The organism is Ensifer sp. GW821-FHT05G01, assembly GCF_059419585.1.
In genome coordinates this window covers 1,026,174-1,044,031 of the sequence record NZ_JBWKSC010000001.1, presented here as the reverse complement: position 1 = coordinate 1,044,031, position 17,858 = coordinate 1,026,174, and the positions used below count along the sequence as shown (strand labels likewise).

20 protein-coding genes are annotated in these 17,858 nt (G+C 62.7%); 10 read left to right on the top strand and 10 right to left on the bottom strand.

Annotated elements, in window-relative coordinates; translation table 11 throughout:
• Window position 1 precedes the first annotated feature (1 nt).
• Complete coding sequence (locus AC07UR_RS05050) at window positions 2–910, bottom strand: LysR family transcriptional regulator (RefSeq protein WP_209787114.1); 909 nt, start codon at window positions 908–910, stop codon at window positions 2–4.
• 120 nt (window positions 911–1,030) lie between these two features.
• On the opposite strand from AC07UR_RS05050, the gene wrbA reads away from it, so the two are divergent.
• Genes wrbA through AC07UR_RS05035 form a run of 3 tightly spaced genes read left to right on the top strand, consistent with a single transcriptional unit; the run spans window position 1,031 to window position 3,515 of the window.
• Window positions 1,031–1,663, top strand: coding sequence for an NAD(P)H:quinone oxidoreductase (wrbA, locus tag AC07UR_RS05045; RefSeq protein ID WP_209787115.1), 633 nt, complete (start codon window positions 1,031–1,033; stop codon window positions 1,661–1,663).
• Window positions 1,663–2,871 carry an MFS transporter gene (locus tag AC07UR_RS05040; RefSeq protein WP_209787116.1) on the top strand — a complete coding sequence of 403 codons (1,209 nt, stop codon included), beginning with the start codon at window positions 1,663–1,665 and terminating at the stop codon, window positions 2,869–2,871. Before wrbA ends, AC07UR_RS05040 begins: the two co-directional genes overlap by 1 nt.
• On the top strand, window positions 2,868–3,515 hold the full coding sequence (locus AC07UR_RS05035) for an MBL fold metallo-hydrolase (RefSeq protein ID WP_234941597.1): 648 nt from the start codon (window positions 2,868–2,870) through the stop codon (window positions 3,513–3,515). Before AC07UR_RS05040 ends, AC07UR_RS05035 begins: the two co-directional genes overlap by 4 nt.
• A gap of 87 nt (window positions 3,516–3,602) precedes the next feature.
• On the opposite strand, the gene AC07UR_RS05030 is transcribed toward AC07UR_RS05035, so the two are convergent.
• Complete coding sequence (locus AC07UR_RS05030) at window positions 3,603–3,995, bottom strand: hypothetical protein (protein WP_173419306.1); 393 nt, start codon at window positions 3,993–3,995, stop codon at window positions 3,603–3,605.
• Window positions 3,996–4,352: 357 nt separating this feature from the next.
• Here AC07UR_RS05030 and AC07UR_RS05025 point away from each other — a divergent pair, with 357 nt between their 5' ends.
• Window positions 4,353–5,915 (top strand): helicase HerA-like C-terminal domain-containing protein, encoded by a 1,563-nt coding sequence (locus AC07UR_RS05025; RefSeq protein WP_173419305.1) that lies wholly within the window; start codon window positions 4,353–4,355, stop codon window positions 5,913–5,915.
• Window positions 5,916–6,004: 89 nt separating this feature from the next.
• Window positions 6,005–6,217 (top strand): alkylphosphonate utilization protein, encoded by a 213-nt coding sequence (locus AC07UR_RS05020; RefSeq protein ID WP_025426258.1) that lies wholly within the window; start codon window positions 6,005–6,007, stop codon window positions 6,215–6,217.
• A 116-nt stretch (window positions 6,218–6,333) separates the two neighbouring features.
• Here the strand turns inward: AC07UR_RS05020 and AC07UR_RS05015 are convergent, their stop codons facing one another.
• The gene (locus AC07UR_RS05015) at window positions 6,334–6,756 is read right to left on the bottom strand and encodes an organic hydroperoxide resistance protein (protein WP_043610962.1); all 423 of its coding nucleotides are present in this window, start codon (window positions 6,754–6,756) and stop codon (window positions 6,334–6,336) included.
• Window positions 6,757–6,873: 117 nt separating this feature from the next.
• Between AC07UR_RS05015 and AC07UR_RS05010 the strand changes: the two genes are divergently transcribed.
• A complete protein-coding gene (locus AC07UR_RS05010; RefSeq protein WP_209787117.1) occupies window positions 6,874–7,350 on the top strand; it encodes a MarR family winged helix-turn-helix transcriptional regulator in 477 nt (158 codons plus the stop codon).
• Between the two features lie 148 nt (window positions 7,351–7,498).
• Here the strand turns inward: AC07UR_RS05010 and AC07UR_RS05005 are convergent, their stop codons facing one another.
• The 4 genes from AC07UR_RS05005 to AC07UR_RS04990 form a co-directional block, all read right to left on the bottom strand.
• Window positions 7,499–8,287 carry a L,D-transpeptidase family protein gene (locus AC07UR_RS05005; protein WP_173419303.1) on the bottom strand — a complete coding sequence of 263 codons (789 nt, stop codon included), beginning with the start codon at window positions 8,285–8,287 and terminating at the stop codon, window positions 7,499–7,501.
• Between the two features lie 181 nt (window positions 8,288–8,468).
• Complete coding sequence (locus AC07UR_RS05000; RefSeq protein WP_209787118.1) at window positions 8,469–10,802, bottom strand: EAL domain-containing protein; 2,334 nt, start codon at window positions 10,800–10,802, stop codon at window positions 8,469–8,471.
• A gap of 164 nt (window positions 10,803–10,966) precedes the next feature.
• Entirely contained in the window at window positions 10,967–12,343 is a 1,377-nt protein-coding gene (locus AC07UR_RS04995) for a PepSY-associated TM helix domain-containing protein (RefSeq protein WP_209787119.1), read from the bottom strand.
• Window positions 12,344–12,501: 158 nt separating this feature from the next.
• The gene (locus AC07UR_RS04990) at window positions 12,502–12,867 is read right to left on the bottom strand and encodes a hypothetical protein (RefSeq protein WP_209787120.1); all 366 of its coding nucleotides are present in this window, start codon (window positions 12,865–12,867) and stop codon (window positions 12,502–12,504) included.
• Between the two features lie 208 nt (window positions 12,868–13,075).
• Here AC07UR_RS04990 and AC07UR_RS04985 point away from each other — a divergent pair, with 208 nt between their 5' ends.
• Window positions 13,076–13,735 carry a glutathione S-transferase family protein gene (locus AC07UR_RS04985; RefSeq protein WP_209787121.1) on the top strand — a complete coding sequence of 220 codons (660 nt, stop codon included), beginning with the start codon at window positions 13,076–13,078 and terminating at the stop codon, window positions 13,733–13,735.
• A gap of 36 nt (window positions 13,736–13,771) precedes the next feature.
• Here the strand turns inward: AC07UR_RS04985 and AC07UR_RS04980 are convergent, their stop codons facing one another.
• Complete coding sequence (locus AC07UR_RS04980) at window positions 13,772–14,713, bottom strand: LysR substrate-binding domain-containing protein (RefSeq protein WP_209787123.1); 942 nt, start codon at window positions 14,711–14,713, stop codon at window positions 13,772–13,774.
• A 90-nt stretch (window positions 14,714–14,803) separates the two neighbouring features.
• On the opposite strand from AC07UR_RS04980, the gene AC07UR_RS04975 reads away from it, so the two are divergent.
• Both AC07UR_RS04975 and AC07UR_RS04970 read left to right on the top strand, forming a co-directional pair.
• The gene (locus AC07UR_RS04975; RefSeq protein WP_173419297.1) at window positions 14,804–15,013 is read left to right on the top strand and encodes a hypothetical protein; all 210 of its coding nucleotides are present in this window, start codon (window positions 14,804–14,806) and stop codon (window positions 15,011–15,013) included.
• On the top strand, window positions 15,010–15,396 hold the full coding sequence (locus tag AC07UR_RS04970) for an MmcQ/YjbR family DNA-binding protein (protein ID WP_234941598.1): 387 nt from the start codon (window positions 15,010–15,012) through the stop codon (window positions 15,394–15,396). Before AC07UR_RS04975 ends, AC07UR_RS04970 begins: the two co-directional genes overlap by 4 nt.
• Window positions 15,397–15,434: 38 nt before the next feature.
• On the opposite strand, the gene AC07UR_RS04965 is transcribed toward AC07UR_RS04970, so the two are convergent.
• Window positions 15,435–15,965 carry a GrpB family protein gene (locus AC07UR_RS04965; protein WP_209787125.1) on the bottom strand — a complete coding sequence of 177 codons (531 nt, stop codon included), beginning with the start codon at window positions 15,963–15,965 and terminating at the stop codon, window positions 15,435–15,437.
• Between the two features lie 113 nt (window positions 15,966–16,078).
• Window positions 16,079–16,657, bottom strand: a complete 579-nt coding sequence (locus AC07UR_RS04960) for a dihydrofolate reductase family protein (RefSeq protein WP_209787127.1) — start codon at window positions 16,655–16,657, stop codon at window positions 16,079–16,081.
• A 252-nt stretch (window positions 16,658–16,909) separates the two neighbouring features.
• Here AC07UR_RS04960 and AC07UR_RS04955 point away from each other — a divergent pair, with 252 nt between their 5' ends.
• The gene (locus AC07UR_RS04955) at window positions 16,910–17,836 is read left to right on the top strand and encodes a bestrophin family protein (protein ID WP_209787129.1); all 927 of its coding nucleotides are present in this window, start codon (window positions 16,910–16,912) and stop codon (window positions 17,834–17,836) included.
• The last annotated feature ends 22 nt before the right edge of the window (window positions 17,837–17,858 follow it).

Below are 17,858 nucleotides of genomic sequence, written 5' to 3'. Positions count from 1 at the left end.
GTCAGCTTCTGCAAAGCAGCGCGAGCGCCTCGCCAAAGACGCGGGCCGCCGGCCCAAGCGGCTCGTCGATCCGGTGCACGAGATAGGCCTCGGCGGTGACCTGGCTATTGCGACCGAGCGAGGCCGTCGGCAAGCGGACGAGCCGACCTTCGGCGAGATCCCGCTCCACCTGCCAGAGCGGCAACCGCCCCCATCCGAGCCCTGCCAGGATCAGCGCATGCTTGGTGTCCTGGCTGCTGACCCGGCAGGTCTGCGGCGAAAGCACGCCGAAGTCGCGTCCCTCGGAGCGTTGCGAGGGGTCCGACTGGACGATCTGCAGATGGTCGGCAAGCTCCGGGCTGCCGAGCACGCCATCGTCGGCGCCGAGACCGAGGGGATGATGGGCCGCAACGACTGCGATCAGTTGCACATCCGTTAGCGCCTGCCGGCCGATCGCCGGATCGCGAAAATCCTCGCCGACCATGATGCCCAGCGTGAAGCGCCGCTCGATCAGGCCATCGAGCGGGCCACCGAGGGGCGCAACCGCCAGCCTGATGGCAACGGATGGATAGGCCACCCGCATTTCCTTCAGCGCCGCACCGATGGTTGCGATGGGGAACAGCGTGTCGACGATCAGCGACAGTTCCAGTTCAACGCCCTCGCCGAGGCCGCGCGCACGCGCCCGCATGGCGTCTACACGCAGCAGGATATCGCGCGCATTGGCGAGCAAAGCCTGGCCCTCGGGCGTTAAGACCGGCCGATGGCCGGAACGGTCGAACAGGGAAACGCCGAGCCCTGCCTCGAGGTTGGCAATGGCATGGCTGACGGCGGACTGGACGCGCGAAAGCCTGATCGCACCGGAACGAAAGCTGCCGCTTTCGGCAACCACCACGAAGGTCCGCATCTGGTCGAGGGTCAGGGCATCCAACATGATCGATATCATAGATCAGTTTGATGAAAATTATATCACTTTTTCAGATCGAGTGAAGCCTTCATCCTCCCCGACATCAGCGGCGGCAAATGCGCCGCAAGCGGAACAAGGGAAAGCGAAATGGCAAAGATCCTCGTGCTTTACTACTCCTCCTACGGCCACATAGAGACGATGGCCGCTGCCGTGGCCGATGGCGCCCGTGCCACCGGCGCGACCGTCTCGTTGAAGCGGGTTCCGGAGATCGTGCCCGAGGCTGTCGCGATCAAATCCGGCTACAAGCGCGACCAGAAAGCACCGGTCGCAAGCGTCGCAGAGCTCGCTGACTACGACGCTATCATCCTGGGCACACCGACCCGCTTCGGCAACATGGCTGCGCAGATGAAGAACTTTCTCGATCAGGCCGGCGGCATCTGGGCCAGGGATGCGCTGGTCGGGAAAATCGGAAGTGTGTTCACTTCGACCGGCAGCCAGCATGGCGGCCAGGAATCGACGATCCTTGCGACCCATACGGTGCTGCTTCACCTGGGCATGGTGATCGCCGGCCTGCCCTACAGCTTCAAGGGACAGATGCGCATGGACGAGATCAGCGGCGGCTCACCCTATGGTGCCTCGACGCTTGCCGACGACGGCAATGGCGGCGACCGACAGCCGAGCGCCAATGAACTGGACGGCGCGCGCTTCCAGGGCCGCCACGTCGCCGAACTGGCATCGGCACTGGTCGCCGGCAGGGCCCGCGTGGCGGAGCTCGCCTGATGTCGGCGGTCGTCGCTCTCAGCCCGGAGAGAACCGAGTGGATCGCCGTCACCGCCGTCGTTGCGGCCGGCATGGTCGCAGCGATGCAGGTTGGCAAGGGGCTGATCGCCGGCCCCCTCTTGCAGGCAGATCTCGGCCTTGACCTGACTGCACTCGGCTGGATCACGTCGATTTTCGCGATCGTCGGCGTCGCCGGCGGCATGCCGGCCGGCGCCATGGTCGCGGCCATCGGCGACCGGCGCATGATGGTCATTGGCATGGGAATTCTCCTCATCGGCATCCTGATCGGCGCCGTGAGCCCGAACTTCTCGCTGCTCATCCTGTCGCGCCTGTTCGAGGGCTTTGGCTTCCTGCTCGTGGTCGTCGCCGGTCCGGCAATCCTCATGCGCATTGTCGCGACGTCTCGGCGCGACCTCGTCTTTGCCCTGTGGAGCTGCTTCATGCCCGCCGGCATGGCGGTCGCCATGCTCTCAGGCCCGCTGTTTGCAAACTGGCAGGCGATCTGGTGGGGCAACGGCCTCGTCGCGCTCCTCAGCCTGTTGACCGTGATCGCAGCGGTGCTGCCCTCCCGCGGCGGGCCACGCGCATCGGCCAGCGGCATCCGCTCGGACATGCTCACAACGTTGACAAGCCGCGGACCTGTCTTGCTCTTTGCGCTCTTCAGCCTTTACAGCCTGATGTCGTTCACACTGTCCAGCTTCCTGCCGATCCTGCTCGTCGCGCGCATGAACGTTTCATTTGCAACGGCGGGTGTGCTCAGCGCCCTCATCACGCTTGCCAACGTCATCGGCAATCTTGCAGCAGGGACCATGCTGGCTCGGGGCGTCGGCCGCGGCCGTCTGGTCATCGTAGCCGCCACGCTGATGGGAGCCGCAGGCCTGTGGATCTTTCTGTCGCAATCGGGCGATACGCTGACCTTTGCGCTGTGCGTGCTGTTTTCGGCCATAGGCGGGCTGATCCCCGCGACGTTGATCTCATCGGTCCCGATAGTCTCGCCACGGCCCGAGTTGGCACCGATGGCGATGGGGCTGCTGATGCAGGGGAGCAATCTCGGGCAACTCGTCGGCCCGGTTGCCGTCGGAATCGCAATCGAAACTTTTGGCTGGACGTCGGGTGCAGGCTTCATCGGAGCAGGTGCTCTCTGCTGCATCCTGCTTGCAACCATGCTCAATCGCACCCTTCGCACCAAGCCGCAGGAGACGGCATGATGGAGCATCTGTTCGACACCCTCTATGGCGTCGGTGCCGAGCAACTGAGCTTCGCACCGGATTTCACCGGTCGCGCCTTCGTCCTTCGTCGCCCCGATGGCAACCTCATCGTCTACGCCTCGCGGCGGCTTGCAGACGAGGCGGACGGACTGCTGTCGACGGGGGCGTTCGCCCGGCAATACATCAACCACCATCACCAGGCGATGCCGTCCTGCGATTGGGCATGCGAGCACCTCGCCGCACCGTTGTTCGGCCCGGAGCTGGAACGACGGCAGATCCTGACACATTGCCGTATGGGGGGTGGCTTTGCCGGCCGCGAGACGCCCTTCCCGGATTTCGAGGTGATTCCCACGCCGGGCCATACCGCCGGTTCGGCCTGCTTTCTCTGGAACGATGGCCAGCGTCGTTATCTGTTCACCGGCGATACGATCTTCCTGAAAGAGGGACGATGGATCGGCGCTGTTTTGAACAGCAGCGACACGGCCGCCTATCTCGCCTCGCTGGCGCTGATCAAGTCACTCTCCTTCGACGTCCTGGTACCCAGCCTGGCAAAGGGGCAGCCGTTCCACCAAACCGATGCCCGGGAAACGGAACGCCAGATCGATGCGATGATACGCCGGCTGGAACGCGGCGCGGACGGTTGAGCGTTGATCGAGGATAGGACACGGAGGCAACAAAAAACCCACCGGCGCGAGCACCGGTGGGTTTTCCTTAGACGCACCCGAAACGGATCAGACGAACTGGCTGAGGCCCGGGACCGAGGCGACGACTTCGTCGACGACGTCGGCGCCAGCCTTTTCCTTGGCGAACGCAATGGTTTCCTTGGCAAGCGAGGTGATCTCGCCCATGCCGAGGCCCTGGCTCATCAGCTGCTGGCCGAGCGCCATCACGCCGCCGCCACCGATCGCCGACATCAGGCCGCCGAGCAGGCCGCCGCCGCCCTTGCCTTCGCCGTTGTACTGGGCGATCAGGTCGGTCGCACCCGGGATCGATGCGATCATCTGGGCAACCGGGCCGTCGGCCGCTTCGCGCTGCAGGAAGCCGAGAATCATGCCGACAGCCTTTTCAGCCGTCGCAGGCTCGAGACCGACATTCTCCGCTACGCGCGTGACCAGTTCATTCATGGATAACTCCCTCGTTGAATTTTGACGTTGACGTCAAGGTAAATGATCACTTCCGAAATAACAAGCGATGATGAATGGAATGCCGGTCAAACCACCAGCTTTCAGACAGCGGTTTGCACTTCGCGCTGGCGTGCATTTCCACAGATATCCACGATCGTTTCACGCTCGCGACCGCTTGGCAATGCGACCGATCCGCCCCTGCCCCATGCGCAACTCTCGCGTCTGTGCGCCGCAATCGACTTGTTGCCGGGTAGAGCGGCACCGCCTATAACAGGGGCGAGCCACATTTCGATGACGGGCCTCGGTGGAAAGCCGCGAACCGCCCGCTTTCATTGATGAAACGGAGATGAAGCCCACATGGTGGAAGAAGGCAAGCTCTTTATCGGCGCCAGCCGCAAGCCGGACGATACGATCAACAAAGGCGAATACCTCGAGCTGAAATTCGGCAACCGCCACGGGCTCATCACCGGCGCAACCGGCACCGGCAAGACCATCACGCTGCAGATCCTGGCCGAAGGCTTTTCGAATGCCGGCGTTCCGGTGTTCTGCGCCGACGTCAAGGGCGACCTTTCGGGCATCGGCGCGATCGGCGAGCCGAAGGATTTCATCACAAAGCGCGCCGAACAGATCGGCCTGCCGACGAACCCCTACGACTTCCAGGAGTTCCCGGTCATTTTCTGGGATCTCTACGGCGAAAAAGGCCACCGTGTCCGCACCACCATGTCGGAAATGGGCCCGCTCCTCTTGTCGCGCTTGATGAACGCGACCGATGCACAGGAAGGCGTGCTCAACATCGCCTTCAAGATCGCCGACCAGGGTGGCCTGCCGTTGCTCGACCTGAAGGACCTGCAGGCGCTGCTCAACTACATGGGCGAGAACGCCACCCAGCTTTCCAACCAGTACGGCTTCATCTCCAAGGCCTCGGTCGGCTCGATCCAGCGCGAACTCCTGATCCTCGAACAGCAGGGCGCCGAGCATTTCTTCGGCGAACCGGCGCTGAAGATCACCGACATCATGCGCACGACCAATGACGGGCGCGGCGCGATCTCGGTGCTTGCCGCCGACAAGCTGATGATGAACCCGCGCCTCTACGCGACCTTCCTGCTCTGGCTCTTGTCCGAGCTGTTCGAGGAACTTCCCGAAGTCGGCGACCCCGAAAAGCCGAAGCTGGTGTTCTTCTTCGACGAGGCGCATCTTTTGTTCAACGATGCGCCGAAGGTGCTGACGGAACGCGTCGAACAGGTCGTGCGCCTCATCCGCTCCAAGGGTGTGGGCGTCTACTTCGTCACGCAGAACCCGCTCGACGTGCCGGAAACGATCCTGGGCCAGCTCGGCAACCGGGTCCAACATGCGCTGCGCGCCTATACGCCGCGCGACCAGAAGGCGGTGAAGACCGCCGCAGACACCTTCCGCCCCAACCCGGAGTTCGACTGCGCCACCGTCATCACCAATCTCGGCACCGGCGAGGCACTGGTCTCGACGCTCGAGGGCAAGGGCGCCCCGTCAATGGTCGAACGCACGCTGGTGCGCCCGCCGCAATCGCGCGTCGGCCCGCTGACGGCGGAGGAGCGTCAGAAGGTCATGGATGTCAGCCCGGTCCGCGGCCAGTACGACGAAGATTTCGACCGGGAATCGGCCTATGAAATGCTAACGGCACGGGCGAAGAAGGCGGCGGAAGCGCAGCAGCAGGCCGAGCAGGAGCCGGTGGAAGCCAATACCGGCGGCAGCCGCTGGACACTTCCGGGCTTCGGCGACGATGAGCCGGCGGCGCCGGCCGGAAAGCAGGCCCGCCCGAAGTCTTCCGGATACCAGCGCGAGACCGTGGTGGAGGCGGCGATGAAATCCGTTGCCCGCACGGTTGCGACGCAGGTTGGCCGCGCCCTGGTCCGCGGCATTCTCGGCAGCCTGAGCAGACGCTAACCCCGTTGGCCAAGACGATACGAAGGACGAATTCCGCGCGCCCTGGCCCACCGGATCAGGGCGTGCCCGCATCTTGAAAGGAGCATCCCATGGACGTGAAAGATTCGAACGGCGCCATCCTCAATGACGGCGACAACGTCACCCTGATCAAGGATCTGAAGGTCAAGGGCACCTCGACCACGCTGAAGCGCGGCACGGTGGTCAAGGGCATCCGGCTCACCGACAATCCCGACGAAGTCGAGTGCCGGGTCGAAAAGATCAAGGGACTGGTGCTGCGTACCGAATTCCTGAAGAAGGCCTGATACTGTCGCAGGCATGTTCGGGAAGCGGCGCGCGCTCCCTCCCCGTCACTGAAAAACAGCAAAGCCCGGCGGGAACCAACCCGCCGGGCTTTGTTATTTCCGGATGGGAGCAGGTCTCAGGCGACCGTCAGCTTGACGTCGATATTGCCCTTGGTCGCGTGGCTGTAGGGGCAAACGATATGTGCCTTCTGGACGAGGTCTTCGAGCACCGCCTTGTCGACGCCCGGCGACGAGATTTCGAGTGCTGCGTCGATACCGAAACCGGTGCCATCTTCGCGCGGGCCGATGCCGACCGTGCCCGTCACGGTGGTGTCTTCGGGAAGCTTTACCTTCTCCTTGCCAGCGACGAACTTGAGGGCGCCGAGGAAGCAGGCGGAATAGCCGGCGGCAAAAAGCTGCTCAGGGTTGGTGCCGCGGGCGCCGTCGCCGCCCAGTTCCTTCGGCACGGTCAGCGTGACGTCAAGAACGCCATCGGCGCTCTTGGCCTGGCCAGCGCGGCCACCAGTTGCGGATGCTGTGGTACGATAGAGAATGGGCATTGGCGGGGTCTCCTGTGCGGTTTCAATGTCGATGGAAAACGTGTATCGCAAAATTAAATTGTACGCAAATTAATTTTGCAAATTGCACTTTCGGCCTAAATTTGCGACAATAAGGGAATGACGACGAAAGCGGCACAATTCGATGCGATCCCCGACGAAGCGCTGACGCTCGGCAAACAGCTCTGTTTTGCCGTCTATTCCGCCGCCCACGCATTCACGCGCGCGTACAAACCACTGCTCGATCGTTTCGGCCTCACCTACCCGCAATATCTCGTGCTGCTGGCGCTCTGGCAACAGGACGGGATGACAGTCAAGCGGATCGGCGAGGAGATCGGGCTGGATTCGGGAACATTGTCCCCTCTCCTCAAACGGCTGGAGGCGGCAGGGTATGTCGCTCGCCAACGGGATCCTGGCGACGAACGGCAGGTGATCGTCAGCCTGACCGACAAGGGCCGTGAGCTCAAGACGGAGGCCTTCGGTATTCTGGCAGATATCGGCAAGGCATCGGGTTGCAGCCTGGAGGAAGCCGGAGAGATCCGGGAATCCCTGCACCAGTTGACCCGACGGCTCTCGTCCAACGAGAGCGAAAACTGATCGCCGCGGTTGCGGAGCGGCCCACCACCCGAATTCAGGCCTTGAGTAGCGTGCAGATCACGAGGCTCAGTCTGCGTGCGTCACAGCAAACCGGGATGCCGCAGATCGGGCATCCGAATTATTTTGACGCGCGGTACGCAAAAGCGGATCAGACGACGAGGATCGGCGCCTTGCCGCGCACGCGATCGTAGAGATCCATAACATCCTGGTTGAGCATGCGCACGCAGCCGGACGACACGGCCTTGCCGATCGACTTCCATTCGGGCGAGCCGTGCACGCGATAAAGCGTATCCTGCCCATTCTGGAAGATGTAGAGCGCGCGGGCACCCAGCGGGTTGTTGACCCCCGGCGCCATGCCGCCGTTGCCGGCGGAAAATTTCGCCAGTTGCGGCTGACGGGCGATCATCGAATCGGGTGGCGTCCAACGGGGCCACTTTGCCTTCCACTGGATGACGCCACGACCGTTCCAGGCAAAGCCCTCGCGACCGAGACCGACACCGTAGCGCAGCGCGCTGCCACCCGGCTGGATCAGATAGAGGAACCGGTCGCCGGTATCGACGACAATGGTGCCCGGGCGCTCGCCGAAGGGATCGCTGACTTCCTGCCGATAAAACCGCGCGTCGATCTGGCGGTAGGGCACGGCCGGGATCTGATAACCGCCATCGTCGACCGCAGCATAGATGTCGCCATAATAGGCGCTCTGGGGCGGCAGACCGGTCGGCTGCGGGCCTTCACCGATCGGGCCTTCCAGAATGCCCTCGGCACGCGGATCGACCCAACGCCCCTCAAGAGCAGGATTGCGGAACACCGGCGCGGTTTCCTGACGGAAACGGTCGGTGTTCATCGAGGACGTACAGCTTGCAAGACCTGCCGAAGCAAGCGCGATGCCTGATGTACGGAGGAACTGGCGGCGGGAGAAAATGACTGAAGAGGACATCGAACTCTGAAAGGCTTGAGTGCGGCGACGAACTGGAGTGCTGCACGAAATTGATTAACGAAACGATTCGCGCAGACCCGCCCAATGTAAGAATGCTGGCATCTACGGCTGGAACGAGGCTTGTGTCAGCAAACGTCGGATCACGTTTCCGATGGCAACACGGCGCGTGCAACGGCGCGGATCAAGGAGCGTCTGCTGTCATGGCTGGCTGGCGCAACAGCGCCTCGAAGTCGGCGGACGCGAGCGGGCGGCTGAAGAAATAGCCCTGGATCTCGTCGCAACCGCTGTGGCGCAGGAAATCTACCTGCGCCTGGGTCTCGACCCCTTCGGCAATAACCCTGAGGCCGAGATTTTGCGCCAGCGATATGATCGCCGCCGTAATGGCCTTGTCGTCGACATCGGCTGGAATGTCCTCGACGAAGGAACGATCGATCTTCAGGCGACGCACGGGAAACCGTTTCAACGCGCTAAGGCTTGAATATCCGGTGCCGAAATCGTCGATCGCCAGATGCACGCCGATTGCCTCCAGCTCGTGCATCGTCGCCAATGCACCCGGCACGTCCTGCATGATCAGGCTCTCCGTCAGTTCCAACTCCAGGAACCGCGGATCGAGGCCGATCTCGGCGAGAACGGCAGCGACATGCGCCGCCCAGTTTCGCTCGCGGAACTGTCGTGCGGAGACGTTGACGCTGACGATCAGCAACGGCAGCCCGTCGTCATGCCAGGCCTTGCATTGACGGCAAGCGGCGCGCAGCACCCAATCGCCGATCGGCACGATCAGCCCGGTCTCCTCCGCGAGCGGAATGAAATCGCCCGGCGAAATCATGCCGCGCTCGGGATGCCGCCAGCGAAGCAGTGCTTCGGCGGCAAAGACCCGGCCGGTCTCGAGATTTACCTGCGGCTGGAAATGCAGCAGAAACTCGTCCCGGGCGATCGCCTGGCGCAGCTCCGCCTGCTTCAGCAGTTTTTCGTGGGCCTTGTCGGCCATCTCCTCGGTAAAGACCTGCAGGTTGTTACGGCCGAGCTCCTTGGCGCGATACATCGCCATATCGGCGTTGGCGAGCAACTCGCCGACGGTCTTTCCCTGGTTGGGAAAACAGGCAACGCCCATGCTGCAGGAGACCTGCAGGCCGCGGCCGTTGATCTGCATGGGAGCAGCGATTGCGGCCCGGATATCCTCAAGGCGTGCAAGCACGACATCCCGCTCGCAGGGCAGGCCGTTCAGAAGAAGGATGAACTCGTCGCCACCGACCCGCACGACCATGTCGGACTTGCGCACCGATGCGCGCATGCGCGTGGCAGTCACCTTGAGCAGTTCGTCGCCCGCCGCATGGCCGAGCGTGTCGTTGACGAGCTTGAAGTTGTCGAGGTCGAGGAAGGCAAGCACCGCCCACTGCCCCGTCCCACGCAGCGCTTCAAGCGCTTCGGCGACCTGCTCTTCGAACAGCGCCCGGTTGGGCAAGCCGGTCAGCGCGTCGTGGTGCGCCATGAAGCTGATGCGGTCTTCAGCCTGCTTGCGCTCGATCGCAATGCCCGCCAGGTGGGCGGCCATGGCGATCAGCTCCTTCTGCTGCTCGTCTGGAACGCACACGGCCTCGGAGTACAGCGCAAAGGTGCCGAGCACCTTTCGCTCGCGAGAATGGATCGGCGTCGACCAGCAGGCCCGGAATTCGTAGGGTCGGACGATCTCGCGATAATCCTCCCACAGGGGATCTTCGAAGATATCGGCGACGATCACCTGTTCGCCGCGCCAAGCGGCGGTGCCACAGGAACCCGCCTTTGGGCCGATTTCCACGCCGTGAATCATGCCGCAATAGGTTTCGTCGAGATTCGGGGCCGCACCGTGAAGCAAACGGTGACCATCAGGCGACAGCATCAGGATCGAACCGCGAATGCGAGGGATAAGCGCCTCGATCAGCAAGATCAGTTCGCGGAAAAATTCGTCGAGCGGCCGGCCATTGGCGATCATCTCCAGCAGATGCGCCTGCCCTTCGAGCAAGCGTTCCGCCGCTTTTCGGTCGGAGATGTCGCGCGATACGCCGACGATGCCGACGATCTTGCCGCTCTTGTTGCGCAAAGGCACCTTGGAGGTCATCAGCCAGCGATCGCGGCCCTTGGTGACCATCGCACGCTCTTCGATCCCAAAGATCGGCTCGCCCGTTTCGATCACCCGGCGTTCCACCTCGGCGATGGCCATGGCCAAATGCTGCGGATGCAGATCGAAATCGGTCTTGCCGATGATGTCGCGAAGCGATTCCAAGCCGTTGTCGGCGACAGTCACCTGGTTGGCAATGAGGAAACGACCGTCGGTATCCTTGGCGTAGATGTAATCCGGCACATGGTTGATGATGGTTTCCAGCCAATAGTGCCGGTCGGCAATATCGGGATCGGCGGGAAAGATCCGGCCCATCTCTTCGGCCAGACGCGTGCTCGCGTCGATCAGGCGACGCGTATTCTCGTTGCCGCCCGCATTGAGGGCAGCGTAACGCGGATTGCGGGAGGTGTTCTTCGCCAAGCAAGGCCTCCGGAAGCAGTGTCGAGATCGTCCGTCTTCCCCAACCCACGATAGGCGGCCAAAGGTTAGCCTTCCCTAAATAACACAAGAAAAAACGTGCGGAGGTTGCATCTGGCACTAGCATAGCCGGAAAGATGGGGCGGCGCGAGCCGCCCCACGCCAAATCAGGACAGGACCCTGCGCATTGGCGCAAACAGCATCAGCGCCTGGTCCACAACGATCATCACGACGATCGCGATACCGGTCAGCGGAAAAGCGAGCCCGAACAGCAGCGCCATCAGCCACAATCCCGCGTAGATGCTACGGCGCGGCGGCATCGGCGGTACGCCGATGCGCCCGGCCGGGCGTCGCTTCCACCACATGACGACCGCCGAAACCGATACGAATACGATCGCAAGGCAGGTCGTGAGCATCAGCAGCTGGTTGAACAGCCCCCACTCCTGCCCCTTGTGGACGTTGATGCCCCACTCGATCGCCTTGCCGAGCGGCGGGTACTGGCCAAAGGCGATATCGACCAGCGGCTTGCCGGAGTACTGATCGATATGGATCGTGCGTTCGCGCGAAAGGTCGGCCGGAAAGATGGCTGCGGTATAGACGCCGGTCTCGTCGCCCGGAATGGCCAGTTCATAACCGGGCAGCATGCCGGCCTCATCGGCAATCGCCACGGCCCTGTCGATCCCGATGGAAGGGACCGATCCGCCATCCGTGGTCGACAGGGGCACCGGCGCGTTTTCCACCAGCCAGCCGGCCTTGGCGAGCACGTCGGTCGATACCTTCGTGGAGGTCGGAACGTCGTCCCAGAGTTGGGCGGGGTAGCCGAGGCCGGCCGCCGTCAGCTTGCCATTGACCGTCGACCCCCAATAGCCGGACCAGAGAAGGCCGGAGAAGGCGAGAAAGACGATCAAAAGCGCCGAGGCGATGCCGGTGACCGCATGCAGGTCGCGCCAGAACACCCGTCGCGCCGGCGTGCCGCGAACGGTGATCACGCCACCGGTCTGCTGCCGCGGCCACCAGAGATAGACGCCTGTAAAGACGAGCAGGATCGCAAAGCCGGCGACGATTTCAATGATGATTTCGACGCGCTTGCCGAAAAAATCCAGGCTGTGCAGGTCCTCGACCACCCGGTTGAACTCGTCGCTCGGGGCGACCATGTCAAGAATGTCGGCGGTATAAGGATCGACGTAGACCATCATCCTGCCGGCGCCAACACCCACGGTCACGCGTGCAGACCGGTCGGTGCCACCAGGCGTGCGATAGGCAATCGCAGCACTACCCGGCACCGCCTCGACGGCATTGGCAACGATCACCGAGGGCTGAAGCGGCATCTCCCCCACCGGCACGATATTGCGATAGGCAAACAGCGTGTCGTCGATCTCGTCGTTGAAGAGGTAGAGCCCACCAGTAACGGCCAGGCTGATCATGAACGGAATGACCAGAAGGCCGGCGAAGAAGTGCCAGCGCCAGATGGCGCGATAGAGCGAAATGCCGCGCTCGGCGACATCAGGCAGTCGCGCGGAGCCGGAAAGAGATGCGGTCGTCATGGGTGTCCCCCGGGTAAGGGCCGGCATGAAGAGCCAGCGACTTGCCCCTTGCTTGAAGTGTGGATGTAGTGGCTGAGCCGGCTCCGGAAGCGACCAGGCCCACCGAGATGCTCTCGGCGTCGGTGTCGCTGCCTTCCGCTCACCCCTTCAGGCGCAGATCAGGCGAGGAATTGTGGAGGCGCGCGCGGTCCGAGGCCAGCCAAAAGCACCGGTCGGGCGAGCAGAAGCTCGGCCGCCAGCGAGGAGCGCACAAAGATTTCGGAAGAGAACCTGCCCTGAAATGCCTGTGGCGTCGGCAGGGCCACGGGGGCGGCAAGGCAGCAGGATTGGCACGCATGGCTGCTGGTGCGGCCCTTGCCATCTTGCGCAGCATGACCGGTCAGGCAGAGGTCGGCAAACGATCCGTCCGGCAGCACATAGGCCGCCATCTCCGGCATGACCGGCATGGAAGCGCCCGCCGGCGGCTGGGCCAGGACGGAAAAGACGAGGATCAGCGCGCACAGGATGCGTGCTGGCAGATCCATCTTTACCCATTCTCGCCGCTGTCGCGTCAATCAAGCCCCCGATCGTTGTTGGGATTGCTAGAGCGCGAAGGCTTGAAAGACAAGCGGCCAAGGCGCCGCACCGATCGTTTCATCAAAAGATTTCATGGCGGATATCAACGCCTGCGGCTTCTTGTGCGGCCTGTGTTTGCCTAAGACGGAGGAGGAAAAACAGAGGAGGAAACCGGACATGCTGACGATCTATGGCGTCTATCGCTCGCGCGCATCGCGCAATTACTGGATGGCGGGAGAGCTGGGCATTCCCTTCAAGTCTGTTCCCGTGAAGCAGTCCTATCGGCTGGCCGATCCGCTGGCGGACGACGCGCCCATCAACACCAAATCGGCAAGCTTCCTTGCCGTCAACCCGATGGGCTTGATCCCGGCGATCGAAGACGATGGCCTTGTTCTGACGGAATCCCTTGCCAACAATCTCTATCTCGCCCGCAAGTATGGCGGACCGCTTGCACCAGCCGACATCAGAGAAGAAGGTCTGGTGGGCAACTGGACGATGTGGGCGGCGACCGAAGTCGAGCCGCACGCCGTGCGCATCATTCTCACCCACGACGCCGGCACCGAAAACAATGATGAAGGCAGGGCCAAGATCGCGACCGCGGTCGCGGCATTAGTCAGGGCCTTCGCCTTTCTCGAAAGCCATCTCGAAGGTCGCGACCATATCGTCGGAGACCGCTTCACCGTTGCCGACCTCAACGTGGCGGAGGTCTTCCGCTACGCCATGAGCCAGGCGGACCTGTTCGACCGTCACCCGAAGGTCACGGCGTGGCTTGCGCGCTGCCAGTCGCGCCCGGCCTTCAAGGCGATGATGGAGGTTCGGTCGACGGAAGCCGCGTAGGCTTACGGCATCGACCATCACGCCCTTGAAGCGACACTAATCTCTCGGCGTCGCGGGCTTGAAACGGCTACGTGGCGCCTTGAGGTCGAGCAGTCGCATGCCCTCTTCGACCTCGTCGCGCACCCAACGCTTGAAGGCGGTCGTGGCCTTGCTCTCGCGCCTCGAAGGCGAACTGACGAAATAGTGGCCGTAACCGGTTCTGGCGCGGATGCCGAAGGGAACGACGAGGCTGCCTTCGGTCACGGCGAAACCGGCAAGCGTCTGCCAGGCGAGCATGACGCCCTGCCCGGCGATCGCCGCATCGAGGACCAGCGAAGCCTCGTTGAAGGTATGACGCACCCCCAGTTCTGCACCGGAAAGCCCGACCTCGCGCAGCCAGACCTCCCAGGAGAACATCGAATGGCCGTCGATGACGGCCGGGATCTTTAGAATATCTGCAGGCTCGCGCAGGTTCTCCGCCATCGCCGGCGAGCAAACCGGGAAGACTTCCTGCTCCAGCAACAATTCCGATTTGACCCCGGGCCAGCGCCCCTCACCGACGCGTATGCCGACATCGACATCGGACGTATCGAGATTGACCAGCCTCGTGGTCGCGTCGATGCGCAGCCTGATATCAGGATGGCGCTCGGCGAAACGGTTGAGCCGGTAGACCAGCCAGCGGGCGGCGAAGACTGGAGCAACGGAAATCGTCAACACCGATTCATCCCGCCGTCGTGCCAGGGCAACAGCCTCGGCGAGCTCGCTGAAAGCACTGCTCAGCCGCGCCAGCAACAACCGACCGAAATCCGTGGGGACCAGCCCACGCGGCGTGCGCTCGAACAGGATGCGCCCGAGTTGCGCCTCGGTCTTGGCGATCTGCTGGCTGACGGCCCCCGGGGTCACCGCCAACTCCTCGGCGGCAGCCGCCAGCGAGCCAAGCCGACCGGCCGCTTCGACCGCGCGCAAGCCGTTCAGATGAATGGCATTCAGTTCCTTCATATAGTTTTTCTAAATCGTCCTCTCGGCAATCTCAATTGAAACTTTGGCCAAACAGGCGGATGCTCGGAAGCATCGAAAGGATGGTCCGCCATGCTGAAGATTTTCTCCTTGTTGAAACCGACTCGATTTTTGACCGATACCCGCCAGGACGCCTTGCTCTCCTGGGCGCGCGATCCGTTGCGACATCCCGATCTCGAACGCATGGACGGGCGCGAACTCGGCGACCTGCCTTTTCCCGGGTGGCCGTGGCCGAAGGCGGCGGAGTGCAACTGCGATTGCGCGCCGACAGGTGGTCGATGAGCCACCGACCCGCCGCGCACGACGGCATGCCAGTCGCTGACCTCGACGGACCGTTTGCCCGCGTCGTGAAGCTCGCCGAAAGCACCGGCCTCCCGGAGGTTTCGCTCGGGACCTCCTATGGCACCCCGGCTCTGCTGGTGAAGGGCAAGAGTTTTGTGCGCATGAAGGATGCCGAAACCCTCGTGGTGATGTGCGCGCTCGAGGAAAAGGAAATGCTGCTCGAACTCGATCCGGCCCTCTTCTTCGAAACCGATCACTACAAGGGATGGCCGGCGATGCTGGTGCACCTTCAAGCGATTGACGACGCCAGCCTGACCCAGAGGCTGATCGCCGCCTGGCGGGAAAAAGCACCGCGCAAACTGTCAGCCGGCTTTTCCACATAGCTTAGGCTTGCGACGGGCAGCACCAATCGCCTTGTCCCTCAAGCGCGGCGCCACGCCAAGGCTTGTGCCTCGACCGCCTTGATCCAGGCGTCCTTGCAATCGCTATAGGCGTGGGAATCCTCGGGGTGAAGATCCCGGCACCGGGCCTTCTCGCGATCATAGGCGGCAGCGATCTGCGGATGACTGCGCAGATAGTCACGGAAGGTGAGATGGCGCTCGATCTCCGACGAACCGTCTTCATAGCAATGCAGTTGAACGAGCCGGCGTCCCGTCGCCGGGTCGCTCTTGGTGCAATAGCGGCGACCGGGCAGCCCAAGCTCGCCCCACCATTCGTAGCCATGCGCCTCGATTACACGGCGGCCGTCGTCGAGCGCCTGCAGATCGGTGACAACAGGAACCAGGTCGAGGACCGGTTTTGCGCGGATCGTCGGAATGGCCGTAGAGCCAACGTGATGCATAGCCACCAGACACGAGCCGATGATCGCCGCAAAGAGATCACCTTCCAGAGCCGCGCTCTCCACCCATCGCGGATCATGCGGCAACAACTCGACCTTGATAGGCGGGAGCAAATCGACACCTCATCGCATCAGACACTGCAGATCAGCCCCGCTGTTAATCGAGAAATGACGCCCACGCTACATCGCAGAAACACTTGCCCCGTCGAGACGACCGGCGCGAACGGTCACTTGCCGACGCTGTAGACGAGGCTGACCGTTCCGTCGGAGCGCGACTTCGCTTCGTTGAGCTGCAGACGATGCCGCTGCGCGACCGTTGCAAACAGTGCCTTGCCCTCCCCCACGACCAACGGATGGATCGTCAGGCGCAATTCATCGATCGTGCCCCGGTCGAGCAGGCCGGACACCGTCCGTGCGCCACCGACGACATAGATCGTCTTGCCGGGCTTGCGCCGCAAGACATCGATCTCGCCCGCGTCGCGCAGCACCGTCGTGTTCGCCCAACGCACGCCGTCGAGCGTATTGGACAGCACATAGTGCGGCGTGTTCAGGGCAAAATCGGCATATTCGATCTCCTCCGAAGTTGGGAGGTTGCCGCTCAGTTCGAGCGGGCTGTGCGGGTCTGCCTTGATCGCGCTCCAATAGTGCTCGTAGCCCTCGTACATGCCGCTTCCGAGCACGCAGGCATCGATTTCGGGCAACAGATCAAACGTATCCGACCAGGAATCCACCCAGTCTGCATAACCATCGGGACCATCGATCATGCCATCGATGGTCATTTGCATGCCGGCAACAACCTTGCGCATTTCGGCCTCCTCTTCGTTCCTCTCATCAAGGACGGGTGGAGTGGTCGACTGCCGACACGGTGCTTCAACGCTTTTCAGGAGGGCGACGCAACAGCACAGAGGCCGATGAAGGCCGCGGCAGGCAAACCACTCGTTCAAGTCGTGAAGCTTCGGCAAGGAGCCGTTCCGAGCACAGAGCGACATCGCGCTCTCTTCCAATTTTTGCGTACCGGCTATACCGATGCTCAATCCTTGCCGCACAGGTGCCCGACAATGATCGTTCGCGACCGCCCAAGCCTTCTCAAGCTCTTCTTCATCCTGCGCGGTTCGGTCATCCAGCGGATCTTCCCGCAGGTCCTGTTCGTCTTTGCGCTCTCTGCCGGCGTCGTCTGGTCGCACCAGGCCTTTCCGGCGATGGTGCCGAGCGTCAACAGCGGACCGTTCGCGCTGCTCGGTATCGCCCTTTCGGTGTTTCTCGGCTTTCGCAACAATGCCTGCTACGACCGCTGGTGGGAGGCCCGCAAGGATTGGGGGCAGCTGATTTTCGTCTCCCGCGATCTTGCCCGCCAGACACTGGTCCTCGGTGCAGGTGGAACAGTCGGCGAAAACAACGCCCGCACACGCCTGCTCAATCTGGCGATCGCCTTTGCACAGACGCTGGTCTGCCACCTGCGTCCGGGCAGTCACCCCGACAAGCCGCTGAAAAGGCTGCCGGCAGATCTGCTGCCAGCCTACAAGGCCAGTCGGAACGCCCCCGACCTGCTGCTGCGCGAAATCGGCGCTATTCTAGCGGAGCTGCGCGCCACTGACAGGATCAGTGATATTCAGCTGATGATGCTGGACAGCACGGTCGGGCGCATGTCGGCGGTGCTTGCCGCCTGCGAACGCATCCGCAATACGCCGGTTCCCTTCGGCTATACGCTGCTTCTGCACCGCACCGCCTATCTCTTCTGCTTCCTGCTGCCCTTCGGCTTTGCCGATGCGCTCGGATGGGCAACGCCGTTCGTCACCGCGCTCGTCGCCTACACCTTCTTTGGCCTCGACGCGCTTGGCGACGAACTGGAGGAGCCGTTCGGTACACTGCCGAATGACCTGCCGATCGTGGCGCTTGCCGACACGATCGAGATCAATCTGCGCGAAGCGCTGGGTGAAACCGATCTGCCCGAACTGCCGAAACCGAAGGATTACATGTTGATGTAGTCGGGTGACCTCCCAGGACGAG